At 67.7% G+C, this 16,155-nt stretch carries 14 protein-coding genes; 9 read left to right on the top strand and 5 right to left on the bottom strand.

Going from position 1 to position 16,155, the window contains the following annotated elements; translation table 11 throughout:
- Window positions 1-157: 157 nt before the first annotated feature.
- Together ED92_RS19220 and metG are read right to left on the bottom strand one after the other, a co-directional pair.
- Window positions 158-994: a TatD family hydrolase gene (locus tag ED92_RS19220; RefSeq protein WP_037340614.1), complete on the bottom strand. Its 837-nt coding sequence runs from the start codon at window positions 992-994 to the stop codon at window positions 158-160.
- Between the two features lie 7 nt (window positions 995-1,001).
- Window positions 1,002-2,795 carry a methionine--tRNA ligase gene (gene metG, locus ED92_RS19215; protein WP_081975867.1) on the bottom strand — a complete coding sequence of 598 codons (1,794 nt, stop codon included), beginning with the start codon at window positions 2,793-2,795 and terminating at the stop codon, window positions 1,002-1,004.
- 62 nt (window positions 2,796-2,857) lie between these two features.
- Here metG and ED92_RS19210 point away from each other — a divergent pair, with 62 nt between their 5' ends.
- The 5 genes from ED92_RS19210 (at window position 2,858) to ED92_RS19190 (ending at window position 7,400) form a co-directional block, all read left to right on the top strand.
- Window positions 2,858-3,454 carry a PadR family transcriptional regulator gene (locus tag ED92_RS19210; RefSeq protein ID WP_037340610.1) on the top strand — a complete coding sequence of 199 codons (597 nt, stop codon included), beginning with the start codon at window positions 2,858-2,860 and terminating at the stop codon, window positions 3,452-3,454.
- A gap of 87 nt (window positions 3,455-3,541) precedes the next feature.
- Complete coding sequence (locus tag ED92_RS19205; protein ID WP_037340607.1) at window positions 3,542-4,552, top strand: ATP-binding cassette domain-containing protein; 1,011 nt, start codon at window positions 3,542-3,544, stop codon at window positions 4,550-4,552.
- Complete coding sequence (locus tag ED92_RS19200) at window positions 4,542-5,306, top strand: ABC transporter permease (protein WP_037340604.1); 765 nt, start codon at window positions 4,542-4,544, stop codon at window positions 5,304-5,306. Before ED92_RS19205 ends, ED92_RS19200 begins: the two co-directional genes overlap by 11 nt.
- Before the next feature lie 92 nt (window positions 5,307-5,398).
- The gene (locus ED92_RS19195; protein WP_037342442.1) at window positions 5,399-6,013 is read left to right on the top strand and encodes a glycoside hydrolase family 25 protein; all 615 of its coding nucleotides are present in this window, start codon (window positions 5,399-5,401) and stop codon (window positions 6,011-6,013) included.
- A 109-nt stretch (window positions 6,014-6,122) separates the two neighbouring features.
- The gene (locus ED92_RS19190) at window positions 6,123-7,400 is read left to right on the top strand and encodes an aminodeoxychorismate synthase component I (RefSeq protein ID WP_037342441.1); all 1,278 of its coding nucleotides are present in this window, start codon (window positions 6,123-6,125) and stop codon (window positions 7,398-7,400) included.
- On the opposite strand, the gene ED92_RS19185 is transcribed toward ED92_RS19190, so the two are convergent.
- Window positions 7,401-8,360, bottom strand: a complete 960-nt coding sequence (locus tag ED92_RS19185) for a zinc-binding dehydrogenase (RefSeq protein WP_037340602.1) — start codon at window positions 8,358-8,360, stop codon at window positions 7,401-7,403. It lies immediately after the preceding gene.
- 177 nt (window positions 8,361-8,537) lie between these two features.
- On the opposite strand from ED92_RS19185, the gene ED92_RS19180 reads away from it, so the two are divergent.
- A complete protein-coding gene (locus tag ED92_RS19180) occupies window positions 8,538-9,014 on the top strand; it encodes a QsdR family transcriptional regulator (protein ID WP_235213362.1) in 477 nt (158 codons plus the stop codon).
- Here the strand turns inward: ED92_RS19180 and rsmI are convergent.
- Window positions 9,011-9,847 (bottom strand): 16S rRNA (cytidine(1402)-2'-O)-methyltransferase, encoded by an 837-nt coding sequence (gene rsmI / locus ED92_RS19175; protein WP_037340598.1) that lies wholly within the window; start codon window positions 9,845-9,847, stop codon window positions 9,011-9,013. The genes ED92_RS19180 and rsmI overlap by 4 nt on opposite strands.
- A gap of 68 nt (window positions 9,848-9,915) precedes the next feature.
- On the opposite strand from rsmI, the gene ED92_RS19170 reads away from it, so the two are divergent.
- Both ED92_RS19170 and ED92_RS43385 read left to right on the top strand, forming a co-directional pair.
- Window positions 9,916-11,487, top strand: a complete 1,572-nt coding sequence (locus ED92_RS19170) for a dolichyl-phosphate-mannose--protein mannosyltransferase (protein ID WP_037340596.1) — start codon at window positions 9,916-9,918, stop codon at window positions 11,485-11,487.
- A gap of 103 nt (window positions 11,488-11,590) precedes the next feature.
- Window positions 11,591-12,151, top strand: a complete 561-nt coding sequence (locus ED92_RS43385) for a hypothetical protein (protein ID WP_235213332.1) — start codon at window positions 11,591-11,593, stop codon at window positions 12,149-12,151.
- An 82-nt stretch (window positions 12,152-12,233) separates the two neighbouring features.
- Here ED92_RS43385 and ED92_RS19155 read toward each other — a convergent pair whose 3' ends face one another.
- Window positions 12,234-14,003, bottom strand: coding sequence for a serine/threonine-protein kinase (locus ED92_RS19155; protein ID WP_037340593.1), 1,770 nt, complete (start codon window positions 14,001-14,003; stop codon window positions 12,234-12,236).
- 184 nt (window positions 14,004-14,187) lie between these two features.
- Between ED92_RS19155 and ED92_RS19150 the strand changes: the two genes are divergently transcribed.
- Window positions 14,188-16,059: a propionyl-CoA synthetase gene (locus ED92_RS19150; protein ID WP_037340590.1), complete on the top strand. Its 1,872-nt coding sequence runs from the start codon at window positions 14,188-14,190 to the stop codon at window positions 16,057-16,059.
- The last annotated feature ends 96 nt before the right edge of the window (window positions 16,060-16,155 follow it).

Raw genomic sequence — 16,155 nt, 5'->3', positions numbered from 1 at the left:
TGGGCGTAACAGCCGGAAACCGCATGAGCGGGTACCGACCGGCACGATCACGGGACAGTAACGAACCTCGCCGGGTTGCGCAAACACCGCCCGGAGTGTCGTGACGTTGGTCACTCATCAGAGTGGACCATTGCTGATCACTAATGTCGCAATCCGTTCAACCCGCGGTGACTGTCGGCAAACGGAAGACCCGCTCAGCGGTCTTTCGCACCGATTCGGCCACCTCGTGCACCGCCTCGCCCCTGAGGGTGGCGAGGTGCCGAACCGTGTAGGCGGCGCAGTAGGGCTCGTTCGGCCGCCCACGGAACGGATGCGGGGTCAGGAAGGGAGCGTCCGTTTCGACGAGGTACTGGTCCGCCGGAACGATCCGTGCGGCCTCATGGAGCCCTCGGGCGTTGCGGAAGCTGACCGTCCCGGCGAAGGACAGCACGTATCCCGCGTCGACACAGCGGCGCGCGACGTGCTCGTCCCCGGAGAAACAGTGGAAGACGACCTGCTCGGGCGCTCCCTCTTCCTCGAGGATCCGGAGAACGTCGTCGTGAGCGTCTCGATCATGGATCATCAGCGGCTTGCCGATGCGCTTGGCGAGATCGATGTGCCACCGGAAAGCGTCCTGCTGGGCGTCGTGGGGTGAATAGTCCCAGTAGTAATCGAGACCGGTCTCGCCGACCGCGACCACTCTGGACTCTTTCGCGAGACTCTCCACTTCGGATTTCTCGGCTTCGCCGAATTCCTTGGTACGCGTGGGATGGATCGCGACGGCGGCCCACACCCGCGGGTCCCAAGTGGACGCTTGCGCGGCCCAGCGAGCGGCCGCGAGATCGTCCGCGACGGTGATCACCCGCGACACGCCGGCGCGCTCGGCGCGGTCGACCATGGCTGTCACATCAGCCGCGGTGACCGCGCCGCACGCGTCGAGGTGGGTGTGCGCGTCCACCACCGAAACCGGCAACCTGTCCGGGATCGGCGGCAGTTCCTTCTTCTCCGCACCCATCAGTTGCTCATTTCGAGATCGGCGCCCATTCGGGACCGGTCTCGCCGAGCTCCGGGTCCAGCTTGGCGAACAGCGGGGTCGGCTTCTCCAGAGGCTTGCCCACCTCGATGGGCACGGACTTCCAGCGCGCCTGCTCGGCCTTGTAGTCCCCGGTGATGATGGGGTTAATCCGGCCGGGGATGTCGAGGTCCTCGACTTCCTGAAGCTCGGGCTGGGCCGCCCAGACGCCGGTGCCACCGAGGGCCTCGTGCACCTTCTGCGCCGAGTGCGGCAGGAAGGGGGTCAGCAGCGTGTTGGCGTCGGAGACGACCTGCAGGGCGGTGTGCAGAACACTGTCGCGCCGCGCGGGGTCGTCCTTGAGCTTCCACGGCTCCTGGTCCGAGAGGTACCGGTTGGCCGCGGTGACGACGCGCATGGCCTCGCTCGCCGCCGCCTTGAACCGAGACCGCTGCAGGTGGGCTCCGGCGGTGTCGAACGCCTTGCGAGAGAGCTCCTTGAGCTCCTCGTCGGCGGCCGTGGGGGCGTCGGGACGCGGGATGGCTCCGACGTTCTTGTGCGCCATCGAAATGGACCTGTTGACGAGGTTGCCCCATTCGTTGGCCAGCTCGAAGTTGGTCCGGCGGACGAATTCGTCCCAGGTGAAGTCGGTGTCCTGGGTCTCGGGGCCGGCGACGGAGATGAAGTACCGCAGCGTGTCCGGGCCGAAGTCGCGCAGGAAGTCGTGCACGTAGATGACCGTGCCGCGCGAGGTCGAGAACTTCGAGCCGCTCATCGTGAGGAACTCGCTGGAAACGATCTCGTCGGGCAGGTGCAGCTTGCCGTACTTGCCGGGCACGCCGCCTCGGTCGCCCTCACCGTTGTGGCCGAAGAGCAGGGCGGGCCAGATCTGGGCGTGGAAGGTGATGTTGTCCTTGCCCATGAAGTAGTAGGAGCGGGCCTCCGGGTTGCTCCACCACTCCTGCCAGGCGTCCGGGTTCCCGGTCCGGCGCGCCCACTCCACACTCGCCGAGAAGTAGCCGATGACCGCGTCGAACCAGACGTAGAAGCGCTTCATCGGCTGGTCGCGCCAACCGTCCAGCGGGATCTTCACGCCCCAGTCGAGATCGCGGGTGATCGGCCGCGGCCGCATGTCGTCGATCAGGTTCTTGGTGAAGTTGAGGACGTTCGGACGCCAGTCGGTCTTGCTGGACAGCCATTTGCCCAGGGTCTCGACGAACGCGGAGAGGTCGAGGAAATAGTGCTCGGTCTCGACGAACTTCGGCGTTTCACCGTTGATCCGGGACTTCGGGTTGATCAGCTCGGCCGCGTCGAGCTGATTGCCGCAGTTGTCGCACTGGTCACCGCGCGCGCCGTCGTAGCCGCAGATCGGGCAGGTGCCCTCGATGTAGCGGTCGGGCAGGGTGCGGCCGGTCGAGGGGCTGATCGCGCCCCGGGTCGTCTTGGGGACGACGTAGCCGTTGCGGTGCAGCGCGAGGAAGATCTGCTGCGTGACCTCGGCGTGGTTACCCGTGGTGGTGCGGGTGAACAGGTCGTAGGTGAGGCCGAGCCCTTGCAGGTCCTGACCGATCTGGCGGGTGTACTTGTCGGCCGTCTGCTGGGAGGTCATGCCTTCTTTGTCGGCCTGGACGGTGATCGGGGTGCCGTGTTCGTCGGTACCGGACACCATGAGCACCCGGTTGCCGGCCATTCGCTGGTAGCGGGAGAAGACGTCGGACGGGACGCCGAATCCGGACACGTGGCCGATGTGGCGGGGGCCGTTGGCGTAGGGCCAGGCCACCGCAGTCAACACTGGGGTGCTCATGCTTGTTTAGCCTACGGACGTCGTCTAAGGCATTGTTGTCCGGGAGAGGATCGGAGGCCTCGGTGTCCGCCACGCGTCTGCTGGTGCTGGGTGTCGTGCGCATGTACGGCAAGGCGCACGGCTACCAGGTCCGGCGCGAGCTTCTCTCGTGGGCGGCCGACAAGTGGGGCAACGTCCAGCCGGGTTCGATCTATCACGCGCTGAAGAAGATGACCACCGAAGGCCTTCTGGAACAGGTCGAGGATGCCGAAGCGGGCGGTGGGCCCGACAGGATCGCGTACAGGCTGACCGAAGACGGGGAAACCGAGTTCCTCGTGCAACTCGGCAGGGCGCTGTCGAGCGACGACGCCACGGGGTACTCGCTGTCCGCGGCCGTAACGTTCATGCCGACGCTGCCCCGCGCGCAGGTGCTGGCCCTGCTGAAACAACAGCTGGCGAACATGGAAGCACACGCCCAATCGACTCATTACGCCCGTGAACACGCCGTCGATCTGGGAAAACCTCCCCACGTGAGCGAGCTGTACCGCCTGTGGAGCGTGCACGCGGAAGCGAACGTGAGCTGGATGAGGGATCTGATCGGCCGTCTGGAAGCCGGTGAGTACGTCATGGCGGGCGAAGGTGCGGACGACGAGGCCGTGTTCGGCGCGCCGCCCAAGTAATCAAATTTGACTACGGAACGACTCCTAGGGCACAGTGCGTCCAGCCACTAGTCAAACTTGACTAGCCGGGCACCGAAAGGAGTAGACATGATCAAGGCACGCGGCCTTGAGCGGCGGTTCCGCCGCAAGGGCCGCAATGGGGGCGAGGTCCACGCCGTCAAGGGCGTCGATCTCGACGTGTCGGCCGGGGAACTGGTCGGCTTCCTCGGACCGAACGGCGCGGGGAAGACCACGACCCTGCGCATGCTGACGACGCTGCTCAAGCCCACCGCCGGTGAGGCGACGGTCGGCGGCTGCGACCTGCTCGCCGACCCGCTGGGGGTGCGCCGGCGAATCGGTTACGTCGCACAGGGCGGCGGCACCGCGCCGGCGAGCAAGGTCGTCGAGGAGATCGAGTTCCAGGGCAGGCTGTACCGGATGAGCAAGGAGGACGCGCTCGCTCGTGGGGCCGTTCTCGCCGAGCAGCTGGACCTGGCCGGGCTCGACCAGCGGACGACCGCGACGCTGTCGGGTGGACAGCGCCGCCGGCTCGACATCGCGCTCGGGCTGATCCACTCGCCCGGGCTCGTCTTCCTCGACGAACCGTCGACGGGACTCGACCCGCAGAGCCGGGCGAACCTGTGGGACCACATCCGCAGGCTGCGCGACGAGCAGGGCGTCACGGTCTTCCTGACCACGCACTACCTCGACGAGGCCGACGCGCTCTCGGACCGGCTGATCGTCATCGATGACGGAAAGATCGTCGCCGAAGGCACGCCGGACTCCTTGAAAGCGAGGGTTTCCGGCGACAGTGTCGTCATCGGCGTCTCACCGGAGTCGGCGGAGGAGACCGCGGAGGTCGCGGGCCGCCTCGAAGGGGCTCACGAAATGACGGTCACCGACGGCGCAGTGCGTTTCCGGGTGCCGCGCGGGGACACCGCGATGCCCGAACTGCTGCGGGCGCTCGACGCGCGTGGCATCGCGATGACGTCCATGCAGGTGCACCGGCCGACGCTCGACGACGTGTTCCTGACCCTGACGGGCCGGAGCCTGCGCGACGCCGAAGAGGGCGCGCCGACCGGCCCCGCCGAGGAGAAGGAGACCACGCATGTTGCATGACACCTGGTTGATCTTCCGCCGTGACATGCTCGCGGCGTTGCGCAACCCGACGTGGCTCGCCATCGGCATCATGCAGCCGCTCCTCTATCTGTTCTTCTTCGGGCCGCTCCTGGTGAAGGCGCTCAACGCGCAGGGGCTGTCCGATGTGGACGGATGGATGATCTTCACCCCGGCGATCATCGCGCAGCTCGCGTTGTTCGGCAGTTCGTTCGTCGGGTTCGGGCTCCTCGCGGAATACCGGTCGGGCGTGGTCGAACGCCTGCGGGTCACCCCGGTGAGCCGGGTGGCCTTGTTGCTGGGCAAGGTGCTCGCCAACGCGTTGCAGACCGTCGTCCAGGCCTTGCTCATCATCGCTCTGGCGTATCTGGTCTTCGACCTGAACGCACCGTTCAGCGGCGTGGTGCTCAGCCTGGTGATCGTCTTCCTTCTGTCGGTCACGCTGGCGTCGTGCTCGTACGCGCTGGCGCTGACCCTCAAGAGCGAAGACGCCTTCCCGGCTTTGCTCAACGCGGTTCTCATGCCACTGCTGCTGCTTTCCGGAATCCTGATCCCGATCACCGCGGGCTCGGCGCCGGATTGGCTGTACACGATTTCCCGCATCAATCCGTTCCGGCACGTGGTGGATGTCGAGCGGAACAGTTTCCGTGGCGACTTCTCGATGGACGCGCTGTTCACCGGGAGCGTCGTGGTGCTGGTCATGGCCGTCCTGGCCATCTGGTGGGGCTCGCGGACGTTCCAACGCGAAAACGCCTGAGACACGCTGTACCGAAAGGTCACCTTGCGGCCGCTCCGCGGACGTAAGGTGACCTTTCGGTCGTACTGGGGCGGAATTCGAGGCGGGTGGGTTTGATAGATCCGGAAGGCGAGCACGGCGTCACCCTGTCCCACCGTGAGACGGTGACGGACTGGGCGGCGGTGCGCGGCGCCGACATCCGGTTCGCGTCGGTCACCGTCACCGAGAACACCAACTGGCGGGACGCCGCGGCGGAACGCAATCTGGCCGGCGCGCAACACGTCGGCATCCACACCGGCGCGCGGCACTACGCACGTCCTGGTGCCGTCCACGACCAAGCCGAGCATTTCGTACGGACGGCGAGCGCGCTCGGCGCCTTCGCGCCCGGTTCGCTCGCGCCCGCGCTCGAAGTGGAGGCACCCAGCGTCGACGACCGGTTCATCAAAGCGTGGATCAAACACGTCAGGCAGGCGGCGCGCGTCGAACGCGTCCTCGTGTACGCGGGGCTCGACTGCTGGACGAACCGGTTGCGGCCGGACAAATGGGCGGACAGCGAAGTGGTGTTGTGGCTGGTCAGGCACAACGAAATCCCGGGAAGGCCGGGCTGGTTCCACTCGCGGCTGGGATTGCATCAGCACGGTTTCGGCGCCGGACTGCCCGGTGTGGACGGACCGATCGCGCAGGACGCGGTGGTCTATCCCTTCAAACTGACCGACGTGCTCTTGTAATTTCCGCTGCGTGACGGAGGATGCGCACGACGTCACCATGTGGTCGCGGATCTCACTTTCCGACAGCGGCGGGTTGCTTTTCCGGCCACTCGAACGGCGACAATGTCGCGTGCGGTTGATGTGCCGGAAGCTGCGGACCGACGTCGGGCCCGAACGGGCACTGGCGGTCCTCGGCGCGCGTGCCGAGAAGCTCGGGCTCGCACCGCCCGCCGCGCTTTGCGGCGAGTGGTTCTCTTCGCGCGCGGTCATCGCGCTGAACGCTTCGCTGACTCCGGTCCATGACGTGTCCGAAGCGTTCTCGATCCCCTCTCGGATGCCTGACGTCCGTGGCGCGGTGCCCGGTGCGGTCGGGGGCGGCTGGTTCGGTTACCTGAGCTACGACCTGACCGATCCTTCGGGCCGTTCCGGATCGCTCCCCCCGGCCGCGTGGGGCTGGGTCGACCGGATTCTCCGGCTGGACGCGGACGGAACCTGGTGGTTCGAAGCCCTGATTCCCGATGGCGATCCGGATCCGGTCGACGAAGTGTCCGCGGTGGAATCCGCGCTCACCCGGCTTCCCGAGGCGACGACTTGGAGTTCCGGCCCGTTGTCACGGCCGCTTCCTTCGGAACACTACGACGCCGTGAAGGCGTGCGTGCACGCGATCGAGGCCGGCGAGCTTTTCCAGGCGAACATCTGCGCCCGCTTCGGCGGAAGGTTCACCGGCGATCCGATCGCGTTGTTCGCCGAAGGCGTGCGTCGCCTGGGAGCCCGCCGCGCGGCGTTCCTCGCCGGGGACTGGGGCTCCGTCGTCTCGTTCTCGCCTGAGCTTTTCCTTGCCAGGCATGGGCGAACTGTCCGGTCGACGCCGATCAAGGGAACCCTGCCGCGGCGGAACGCCGCTGACGAACACCTCGCGCGGCGGCTTCGGGAATCCACCAAGGACGTCGCCGAGAACGTGATGATCACCGATCTCGTCCGCAACGATCTCGGCCGGGTGTGCGCCACCGGCAGTGTGCGTGTCCCCGAACTGCTCGCGGTCCGGCCCGCGCCGGGGGTCTGGCATCTGGAGTCCACTGTGGAGGGATCGCTCGCCGACGGGATCGACGACGCCGCCCTGCTCGCGGCCACATTCCCGCCGGGTTCGGTGACGGGCGCGCCGAAGATCCGCGCGCTGGACCTCATCGCCGAGCTGGAGCCCACAGCGCGCGGCGTCTACACCGGCGCGATCGGCCTCGCTTCGCCGATCGCCGGGCTGGAACTGAACGTCGCGATCAGAACCTTCGAAATCCACGAAGACACGATCGCGCTCGGAGTCGGCGGCGGGATCACCGCCGACTCCGACAGCGACGCGGAATGGCAGGAATGCCTGCACAAATCCGCTCCGCTGGAGCGCCTGCTCGGCTGACTACTTGGTGGGGTCCAGCAGCAGCTTGCCCATCGTGCCGCGCGAGCGCAGGGCCTCGTGGGCGGCGCGAGCGTCGGACAGCGCGTACTCGCCACCGGCGACGGCGCGAACCCGGCCGGCAAGAGCCAACTCGAAAAGCTCGTCGAGCGCGCGGCCGAAGACGTTTCCGGGAAGCTTGAACGCGTGCGGCAGCCACATCCCGGCCACGGCGGTGCTGTGCCCGAGGAGGTTTCGGGCTTCGATCGGCTTCGGGTTCTCCCGGCTGGCCATTCCGTAGAACGCGAGGCGGCCGAACGGCGCGAGGGCCGCGATGCTCTGGTCCGTGACCGGGCCGCCGGTCATGTCGAGCACGATGTCGACGCGTTTGCCGCCGTTCGCCTCGCGGAGCGCGTCGGTCATGTTCTCGGCCCGAGAATCGATGGCGACGTCGGCGCCCAGTTCGAGGGCGAGGGCGCGCTTTTCGTCGCTGCTGGCGGTCGCGATGACCCGGCTCGCTCCCCAAGCCTTCGCGAGCTGCACGGCGATGGAGCCGACCCCGCCCGCGGCCGCGTGCACGACGACGGTTTCGCCCGGTTCGAGGTGGGCGCTCTTGCGCAGCAGAAGCGAGGCCGTGGTGCCCTGGACGATGAAGGAAAGCGCGGTCAGATCGTCGACGCCGTCGGGAACGTCGTAGCTGGTGACGTCGTCGGCCACCGCGCGCTCGGCATAACCGCCACCGCCGTTGAGCAGCGCGACGATCCGCTTGCCGTCGGCGGTGCGGCCGACGACCTCGCCGCCGGGGACGAGCGGGAGCTTGCTCGGCGCGAGGTACGAGTTCTCGGCCTGATGCGTGTCGGCGTAGTTGATGCCGATCCGGTCGACCTCGACCAGCCGCTGACCTGGGCCGGGGACGGGATCGGGCAGGTCGACGAGGTTGAGCACCTCGGGTCCGCCGAACTCGGTCACCTGTACTGCGCGCATCCGCATCCTCCTCGTCGAGATGAGACATTCTTGCATATGTCTCATGCATGAGACACCGCGTGATATGTTTCACGCATCGAAACCGCACTCGAACGCCAGCTGACCTCGCCGCGCCCGGACGCCCTGCGCGCGTTCACGATCGCGCGCGACCGCTTTCTGGAGGGGCGCCGGGTGGACATGGGCGAACTGGCGAGCGAGCTCGGGATCAGCCGGGCGACGTTGCACCGCTGGGTCGGCGGCCGGGATCAGCTACTCGGCGAAATCCTGTGGTCGATGACCGTGGAGGTCTTCGAAGCGCGGTCTTCCGGCAAGCTCGGGCGCGGCGCGGAAGGGATCGCGGAACTCGTTGGCACCTTCGTCCGGACCGTGAACGGCTCGAAGCCGTTCCGGGAGTTCCTGCGCAACGAGCCCGAGCGGGCGTTGCGAATCCTGACGACGAAGGCCAGCGTGGTGCAGAGTCGCGCGATCGCGAAGATGCGCGAGTTCCTGGACGAAGAGGTCGAGGCCGGGCGGCTCACTCCCCCGCTGCCGATCGAAGACCTGGCTTACCTGCTGGTGCGGATCGGCGAGTCCTTCATCTACACCGATGTCATCACCGGCGACGAACCCGACGCCGGGAAGGCGCACGCGGCCGTGACGGCCTTGCTGTCCTAGCGCTTGCGGGAAGCGAGAACAGCGTCGTAGAGCTCCTTCTTCGACACTCCGGCCGCTTCGGCGACCTCGGCGGCGGCGGATTTGAGGCGTTCACCTCCCGAGACCCGCGACGAGACCTCGGAGACCAGGTCCTCGACGCTCACCGAACGCGGCGGCGCACCCGCCAGAACGACGGTGATCTCGCCCTTGACCCCTTCGGCGGCCCAAGCGGCCAAATCCGGCAGAGTGCCGCGCTTGACCTCTTCGTAGGTTTTGGTCAGTTCGCGGCAGACGGCGGCACGACGCTCGGAACCCAGGACGTCGGCGGCGTCGGCGAGCGTGCTCGCGAGGCGATGCGGGGATTCGAAGAACACCGCCGTACGGGGCTCGTCCTTCAACGAACCGAGCCATTTCGCGCGTTCACCGGGCTTGCGCGGGGCAAAACCTTCGAAACAGAAACGGTCACAGGGCAGGCCGGACAGCGCGAGCGCCGTGGTCACCGCGGACGGGCCGGGCAGGCAGGTCACCGGCACGTCCGCCTCGACACAGGCCGCCACCAGACGGAATCCGGGATCCGAGACGCTCGGCATCCCCGCGTCGGTCACCAGGAGCACCGTCTCGCCCGCTTGCAGCGATTCGAGCAGTTTCGGCAGACGGGCGGTCTCGACGTCCTCGTAGAAGCTGACGACGCGTCCGACCGGCGAAACATCGAGGGCCGCGGTGAGTGAGCGCAGGCGCCGGGTGTCTTCGGCGGCGATCACGTCGGCCGTCGCGAGGGCTTCGGACAGGCGCGGCGAAGCGTCACGGACGTCTCCGAGCGGGGTGGCTGCCAGCACGAGGCGTCCTTCGGTCATTCCCGAAGGTTAACCGGTTCGCAGATCCGGACACCGAGTTCACTCTTCCGCCCGTAGGATCATGCCCCGTGACCGCACTGCTGACCCGCGACAACGAGAGCGTGCGGCCGGACCCGGTCGACGCGCTCAGGCCACCGAACGACCGGGAGGCCACCCTCCTCGGCCGCGGCATGCCGACGGACCGCCTGCGCGGCTGGATCGTCACGCTGGTGCTGACGCTCATCGGCGGCATCGTCCGGATCCAGAACCTGGGGACGCCCACGGACAAGGGCACCCCTGTCTTCGACGAGAAGCACTACGTCCCGCAGGCGTGGCAGATGCTGCGCAACGGCGGTTACGAGGACAACTACGGCTACGAACTCATCGTCCACCCGCCGTTGGCGAAGCATCTCATCGCGATCGGTGAGTGGCTGTTCGGCTACAACGCCTGGGGCTGGCGGATCATGCCGGCGCTGGCGGGCACGCTGATCGTGTTGCTCACCATCCGGATCGCCCGGCGGCTCACGCGGTCGACGCTGCTCGGCGCGGTCGCCGGGATCCTGGTGATCAGCGACGGCGTCCTGCACCTGCAGTCACGCATGGGCATGCTCGACATCTTCATCGCGTTGTTCGTCCTCGCCGCATTCGCCTGTGTGCTGTGCGACCGCGACCAGGTGCGGCGACGGCTCGCCGTGGCCGTCCGCGAAGGCTGGATCGACGAATCCCGGTTCGGCCCGAAGCTGGGTTTCCGCTGGTGGCGGTTCGCCGGCGGCCTGATGATCGGGCTGACCTTCGGGGTCAAATGGTCGGCGCTCTACTACATCGCCGCGTTCGGCCTGCTCACCGTCTTCTTCGACGTCGCCGCGCGCCGGGCCGCCGGGGTGCAGCGGCCTTGGGTCGGCACGCTGCGCCGCGACGTGCTGCCCGCGCTGTGGGCGATCGTCGTCATCCCGATCCTGGTGTACTTCGCCTGCTACTGGGCCTGGTTCGCGAGCGAGACCGCGACCGACCGCAACTATGTGGCGATCAAGGAAATCGATCCGGGTTTCTGGGCCTGGGTGCCGCCCGCGTTGCGGTCGCTCGGCGATTACTCGATGAACGTGCTCGACTTCCACGCGAACCTGGTGACGCCCAAGGACAAACCGCATCCGTGGGAGTCGAAGCCGTGGACCTGGCCGATGGGGCTGCGGCCGATGCTGTACGCGTACGCGGGCGGCACCGACGCGACCGGCTGCGGCGAGTCGACCTGTGTGCGGGCGACGATGCTGATCGGGACGCCGGCGATGTGGTGGCTGGCGCTGCCGATGCTCGGCTGGAGCGTGTGGCGCTCGGTCTTCCGCGCGGACTGGCGCTACGCCGCCGTGCTCGTCGGCTACCTCGCCGGGTACCTGCCGTGGTTCACCAACCTCGACCGCCAGATGTACTACTTCTACGCGACGCCGCTGGCGCCGTTCCTGGTACTCGGGTTGACGCTGGTCCTCGGGCAGATCCTCGGCAGCGCGAAACGCGGATTCGAGCGGCGGGGCACCGGCCTGCTCGTCGTCGCCCTCTACGTGGGGCTCGTCGTGGCCAACTTCGCCTGGTTGTGGCCGATCCTGAACGGCAACGCGATCACGAACGAGCATTGGAACGCCGAATTGTGGCTTCCGTCCTGGAAGTGACCGCGATCGGTCGAGCAACCTCGTGATTTTCCCGATTCAAGTGTGACACTTGCCCCCGAGTTGTTACTCTTCGCTGGTCAACAGCAGCTCTACAGGGGGCATCATGACGATCCGACCGCTCGGAGCGGCCTGTGCGGCCGCGGCGTTGTTCTTGATCGCGGGGTGCGAAGAGCAGACGCCGGGAACGGCGTCGCCGCAGACCTCGGCCGTTCCGAGCACTTCCGAAGCGCCTGCCACCAGCACGACACAAGCCAGCGCTTCGAGGCCTTCGGCGACCGCGGCGACCGTCTCCGAGGCCACCACACCCGCCGCCGGTGGCACCGTCGCGCACACCCCGGACGGCGCCGCGAGCGTGATGGAGGAGTACCACCACGCGCTGGGCGACAAGGACCTCGAAACCGTCTGCCGGATCACCGGGCCGGCGTTCGACGGTGGGATGAAGGAATGCCGCCAGCTCACCCCGATGCAGTTCGGGATGCTCTCGGCCGACGACGTGAAGAAGCTGAAGGCCACCCGCGTGGATCGGGCGAAACTGCAGAGCAAGGGGCCGGACAAGGTCGTCGTCCCGCCGGGTGCGATCGCTCCGCAGATCGCGATGATGGCGGCTCAGCCCAAGACGTTCACCATGGCCTGGCGAGGCGGGACCTGGGTCATCGTCGACTGAGGGAGAGCAAGGGACCTTTGCTACCCCTTATCTCGATGTCGAGACAAGTGGTAGCAAAGGTCCCTTGCTCCCTTTTCGCAGGTCAGCGCGGGTGACGCTGAGGCTGCGGCTGCTGGCGGGGCTGCGGCTGCTGCTGCGGAGGGCGACGCGTCACGATCTGCGTCACCGGGCCGTCCGGCGACTTCCCGGCCCGGGCGAGCCAGCCTTCGACGTCGCGCCGCACGGCGGTGAGCGTCGGGCGGCGGCGTGGCTCCTGGTCGAGCGACGCGATGAGGATCCGGGCGTGGGCGCTGCGGTTCGGCAGCTTCGACACCGGTTCGGCGCGGGCCGCGGCCATCAGCGCGGCCATCGGGGTCTCCCGGGTGCCGCGCGGCGGCTGACCCGAGAGCGCGTAGCTCACCGTCGCGGCGAGCTGCCAGGCGTCCGACGCCGGACTGGCCGGCGAGCCCATCGCCTGCTCGGGGGCGACGAAGTCCGGCGTGCCGATCATCATCCCGGTCGCGGTCATCTTCGAATCGCCCTGACTGCGGGCGATGCCGAAGTCGATCAGATGGGCGAGCCCGTTGCGGTCGAGGATGATGTTCGACGGCTTCAGGTCCCGGTGCAGCACACCCTTCTCGTGCGCCGCCGCGAGCGCGCCGGCCATGGTCGACCAGAGCCGCCCGGCGGCGATGTCGTCGAGCGGGCCCTGCGAGTCGACGATCTCGGCCAGCGAGCGTCCTTCGAGGTACTCCATCACCAGCGCGAGCCCGTCGGGTTCCTCGACGAGGTCGTACACCTTGACGCAGTTGGGGTGGTTCACCACGGCCAGCGCACGGGCCTCGCGCTGCATCCGTTCCTCGGTGTCCCGGTCCGGCGCGTGCGCGATCTTCAGCGCGACCGTGCGGTTGAGCTGCGTGTCGACCGCTTCCCAAACGGTGCCGAAGCCACCGTGGCCGAGCCGCCGGACGCGCTTGTAGCGGCTGCCGCCGGAGTTACGGGAACCCGGCGGAGGCGGGATCGGGCCCGGGGCCGCGGCCAGCGCGGGTGGTTCGGGCGCCTGCGCCAGCGCGGTCGCCGGGTACTGCTTGGCGGGCGGGGGCGGCAGCTGCGGTTGCGGCTTCGGGGCGGGCGGCTCCGGGCGGTACGGCTCCACCTTCTGCCGGGGCTGCGGGTCGGGCCGGTTGATCACCGACCACGGCGGCGGACCGACGAGCGCGACCGGGATCAGGCCCAGCACGCTGAACGGCAAGAACCCAAGCCAGAAGTGCACGGCCGTGTTCGCGCCCATGCCGACACTCGCCAGCACCATCAGCACGAACGGGATCCAGAAGAACCGCGAAGGCCACTTCGGGCCGCGGCGGAACGCGGTACGCGCCTGCAGCATCACGAACAGCAGCGACAGCGCGGGCAGCCCGACCAGCAGGATCAGGTAGAAGATGTAACTGAGCTGCATCCCGTTCGGGTAGAACAGGACCTCGTACACGTTCTGGCCGCGGCCGAGGTATTCGCTCTGCTTGCCGATCAGCGGGCTGTAGTCGGCGTTGTAGGTCGCCAGATCACTGCTGGAGAAGCCGGATTGACCGCCCGACTTGGACGCGGCCTCCTGGTACGTCTGCGAAACCCCGGTGGCCAGCAGCCACGGCAGGAGGAAGACGGCGACGACGCCGATCCCGCCGAAGACGGACAGGGTCACCACGTCGTAGCGGTTGCCGGTGCCTTTGCGGATGATCGCGACGATCATCGCTCCCAGTGCGGGCAGCAGCGCGACCAGCGCTCCCGCGGTGCTCGTCGCCCACACCCAGTCCCCAGGCCAGATCCCTGGCCCGAACAGGCTGTGCGCGAACGAAAGCAGCGCGCTCGCTAGTCCCATGGACCCTGCTCCCCTCGCTCGTCGAGGCCGTTTCCGGCGGTTTTCCCCCTAGTCCAGCTTAGGACGCTCCATGCCCTCACAGGGTTGCCGGGTTGTCGCGGGCGTCTCTCCGCCGTTACCACCAGGCATCGGCCGGTCCGGAAGTCCATGATGGTCCCCGTACCCGAACGCGAAGGAGCATTCGATGCACGCCGAGTCGTACCAGCGGAGCCTCGAAGACCCGGAGGGTTTCTGGCTCGAAGCCGCGCAGGCGATCGACTGGACCCGCACGCCGACGCAGGCACTCGACGCGTCGAAAGCGCCCTTCTACCGCTGGTTCCCGGACGGGGAGCTGAACACGGCGTTCAACGCGCTCGACCGGCACGTACGGGACGGCCGCGGCGAGCAGACCGCGCTGATCTGGGATTCGCCCGTAACCGATTCGGTTCGCCGGTTCACCTACGCGGAACTGCTGGACGAGGTCGCGCGCTTCGCCGGCGCGCTCGCTTCCCTCGGCGTCGGGAAGGGCGACCGCGTCATCGTGTACATGCCGATGGTCCCCGAAGCGGCGGTCGCGATGCTCGCGTGCGCCCGGCTCGGCGCGGTGCATTCGGTCGTTTTCGGCGGCTTCGCACCCAAGGAGCTCGCGGCGCGGATCGAAGACGCGAAACCCAAGGTCATCGTCGCGGCCTCGTGCGGGATCGAGCCGACGCGGATCGTCGAATACAAACCGATCATCGACGAGGCGCTCGCGGGCACCGCGCACCAGCCGGGCAAGGTCGTGGTGCTGCAGCGGGAGCGCGCCCGCGCCGAACTGGGTGACCGCGACGCCGACTGGGCCGAACTGGTCGCGAAGTCCTCCCCCGCCGATCCGGTGCCGGTCGCCGCCACCGACCCGCTGTACATCCTGTACACCTCCGGCACCACGGGGAAGCCGAAGGGCGTCGTGCGCGACACCGGCGGGCACGCGGTCGCGCTCGCCTGGTCGATGAACGCGATCTACGACATCCGGCCCGGCGACGTGTGGTGGACGGCGTCCGACGTCGGCTGGGTCGTCGGCCATTCCTACATCGTCTACGCGCCGCTTCTGATCGGGGCGACGACGGTCATGTACGAGGGCAAGCCAGTCAATACTCCGGACGCGGGCGCGTTCTGGCGCGTCATTTCCGATCACGGGGTGAAGGCGTTGTTCACCGCGCCGACCGCGCTGCGGGCGATCAAAAAGGTCGATCCGGATGGCGTCGAAATCGGAAAATACCAGCTCAGCGGATTCAAGACGTTGTTCATGGCGGGGGAACGACTCGATCCGGAGACCTATCACTGGGCGCACGACAAGCTCGGCGTACCGGTGATCGACCACTGGTGGCAGACCGAGACCGGCTGGCCGATCGCCGCGAATCCGCGCGGTTTGGAACCGATGCCGGTCAAACCCGGTTCCGCGACGAAACCGGTGCCGGGCTGGGACGTGCGGATCCTGGACCAGGCCGGCGATCCGCTTCCCGCCGGGCGCGAGGGCGCCATCGCCATCAAACTGCCGCTTCCGCCGGGATCGCTGCCGACGTTGTGGCAAGACGACGAGCGGTATCACGAGGCGTATCTTTCGCGGTATGAAGGCCACTACCTGACGGGTGACTCCGGGTACGTCGACGAAGACGGCTATCTGTTCGTCATGGGCCGCACCGACGATGTCATCAACGTCGCGGGGCACCGGCTTTCGACCGGCTCCATGGAGGCCGTGCTGGCGTCGCATCCCGCCGTCGCCGAATGCGCCGTGATCGGGGTCCGCGATCAGCTCAAGGGGCAGCTTCCGCGCGGTTTCGTGGTGCTGAAGTCGGGCGCCGACGTCGACGCCGAAACGCTCAAGGCCGAATTGGTCGCGCTGGTGCGGCGCGACATCGGCCCGGTCGCCGCGTTCCGTGACGTGTCCATTGTGGACGCGTTACCGAAGACGCGGTCCGGGAAGATCCTGCGCAAGACCATGCGCGGCATTGCCGACGGCCGCGACGAGCAGGTGCCCTCGACGATCGAGGACGCGAGCGTTCTCGATGCCCTGAAAGCGGTTCTGCGCGGCGAGTGACCGGTGATCGGTACGGCGTACTGGTCCGATCGGGTGTTGTCGTGTTTGCCCTATTGGTCTATACCTCTAGAAGAAGAGAGTCTCCAGGTACCCCGA

This window comes from Amycolatopsis sp. MJM2582, from assembly GCF_000754115.1.
Classification (GTDB): Bacteria; Actinomycetota; Actinomycetes; order Mycobacteriales; family Pseudonocardiaceae; genus Amycolatopsis; species Amycolatopsis japonica.
The sequence above is the reverse complement of the archived record's forward strand: the minus strand, read 5'-3'. Positions and strand labels throughout refer to the sequence as shown.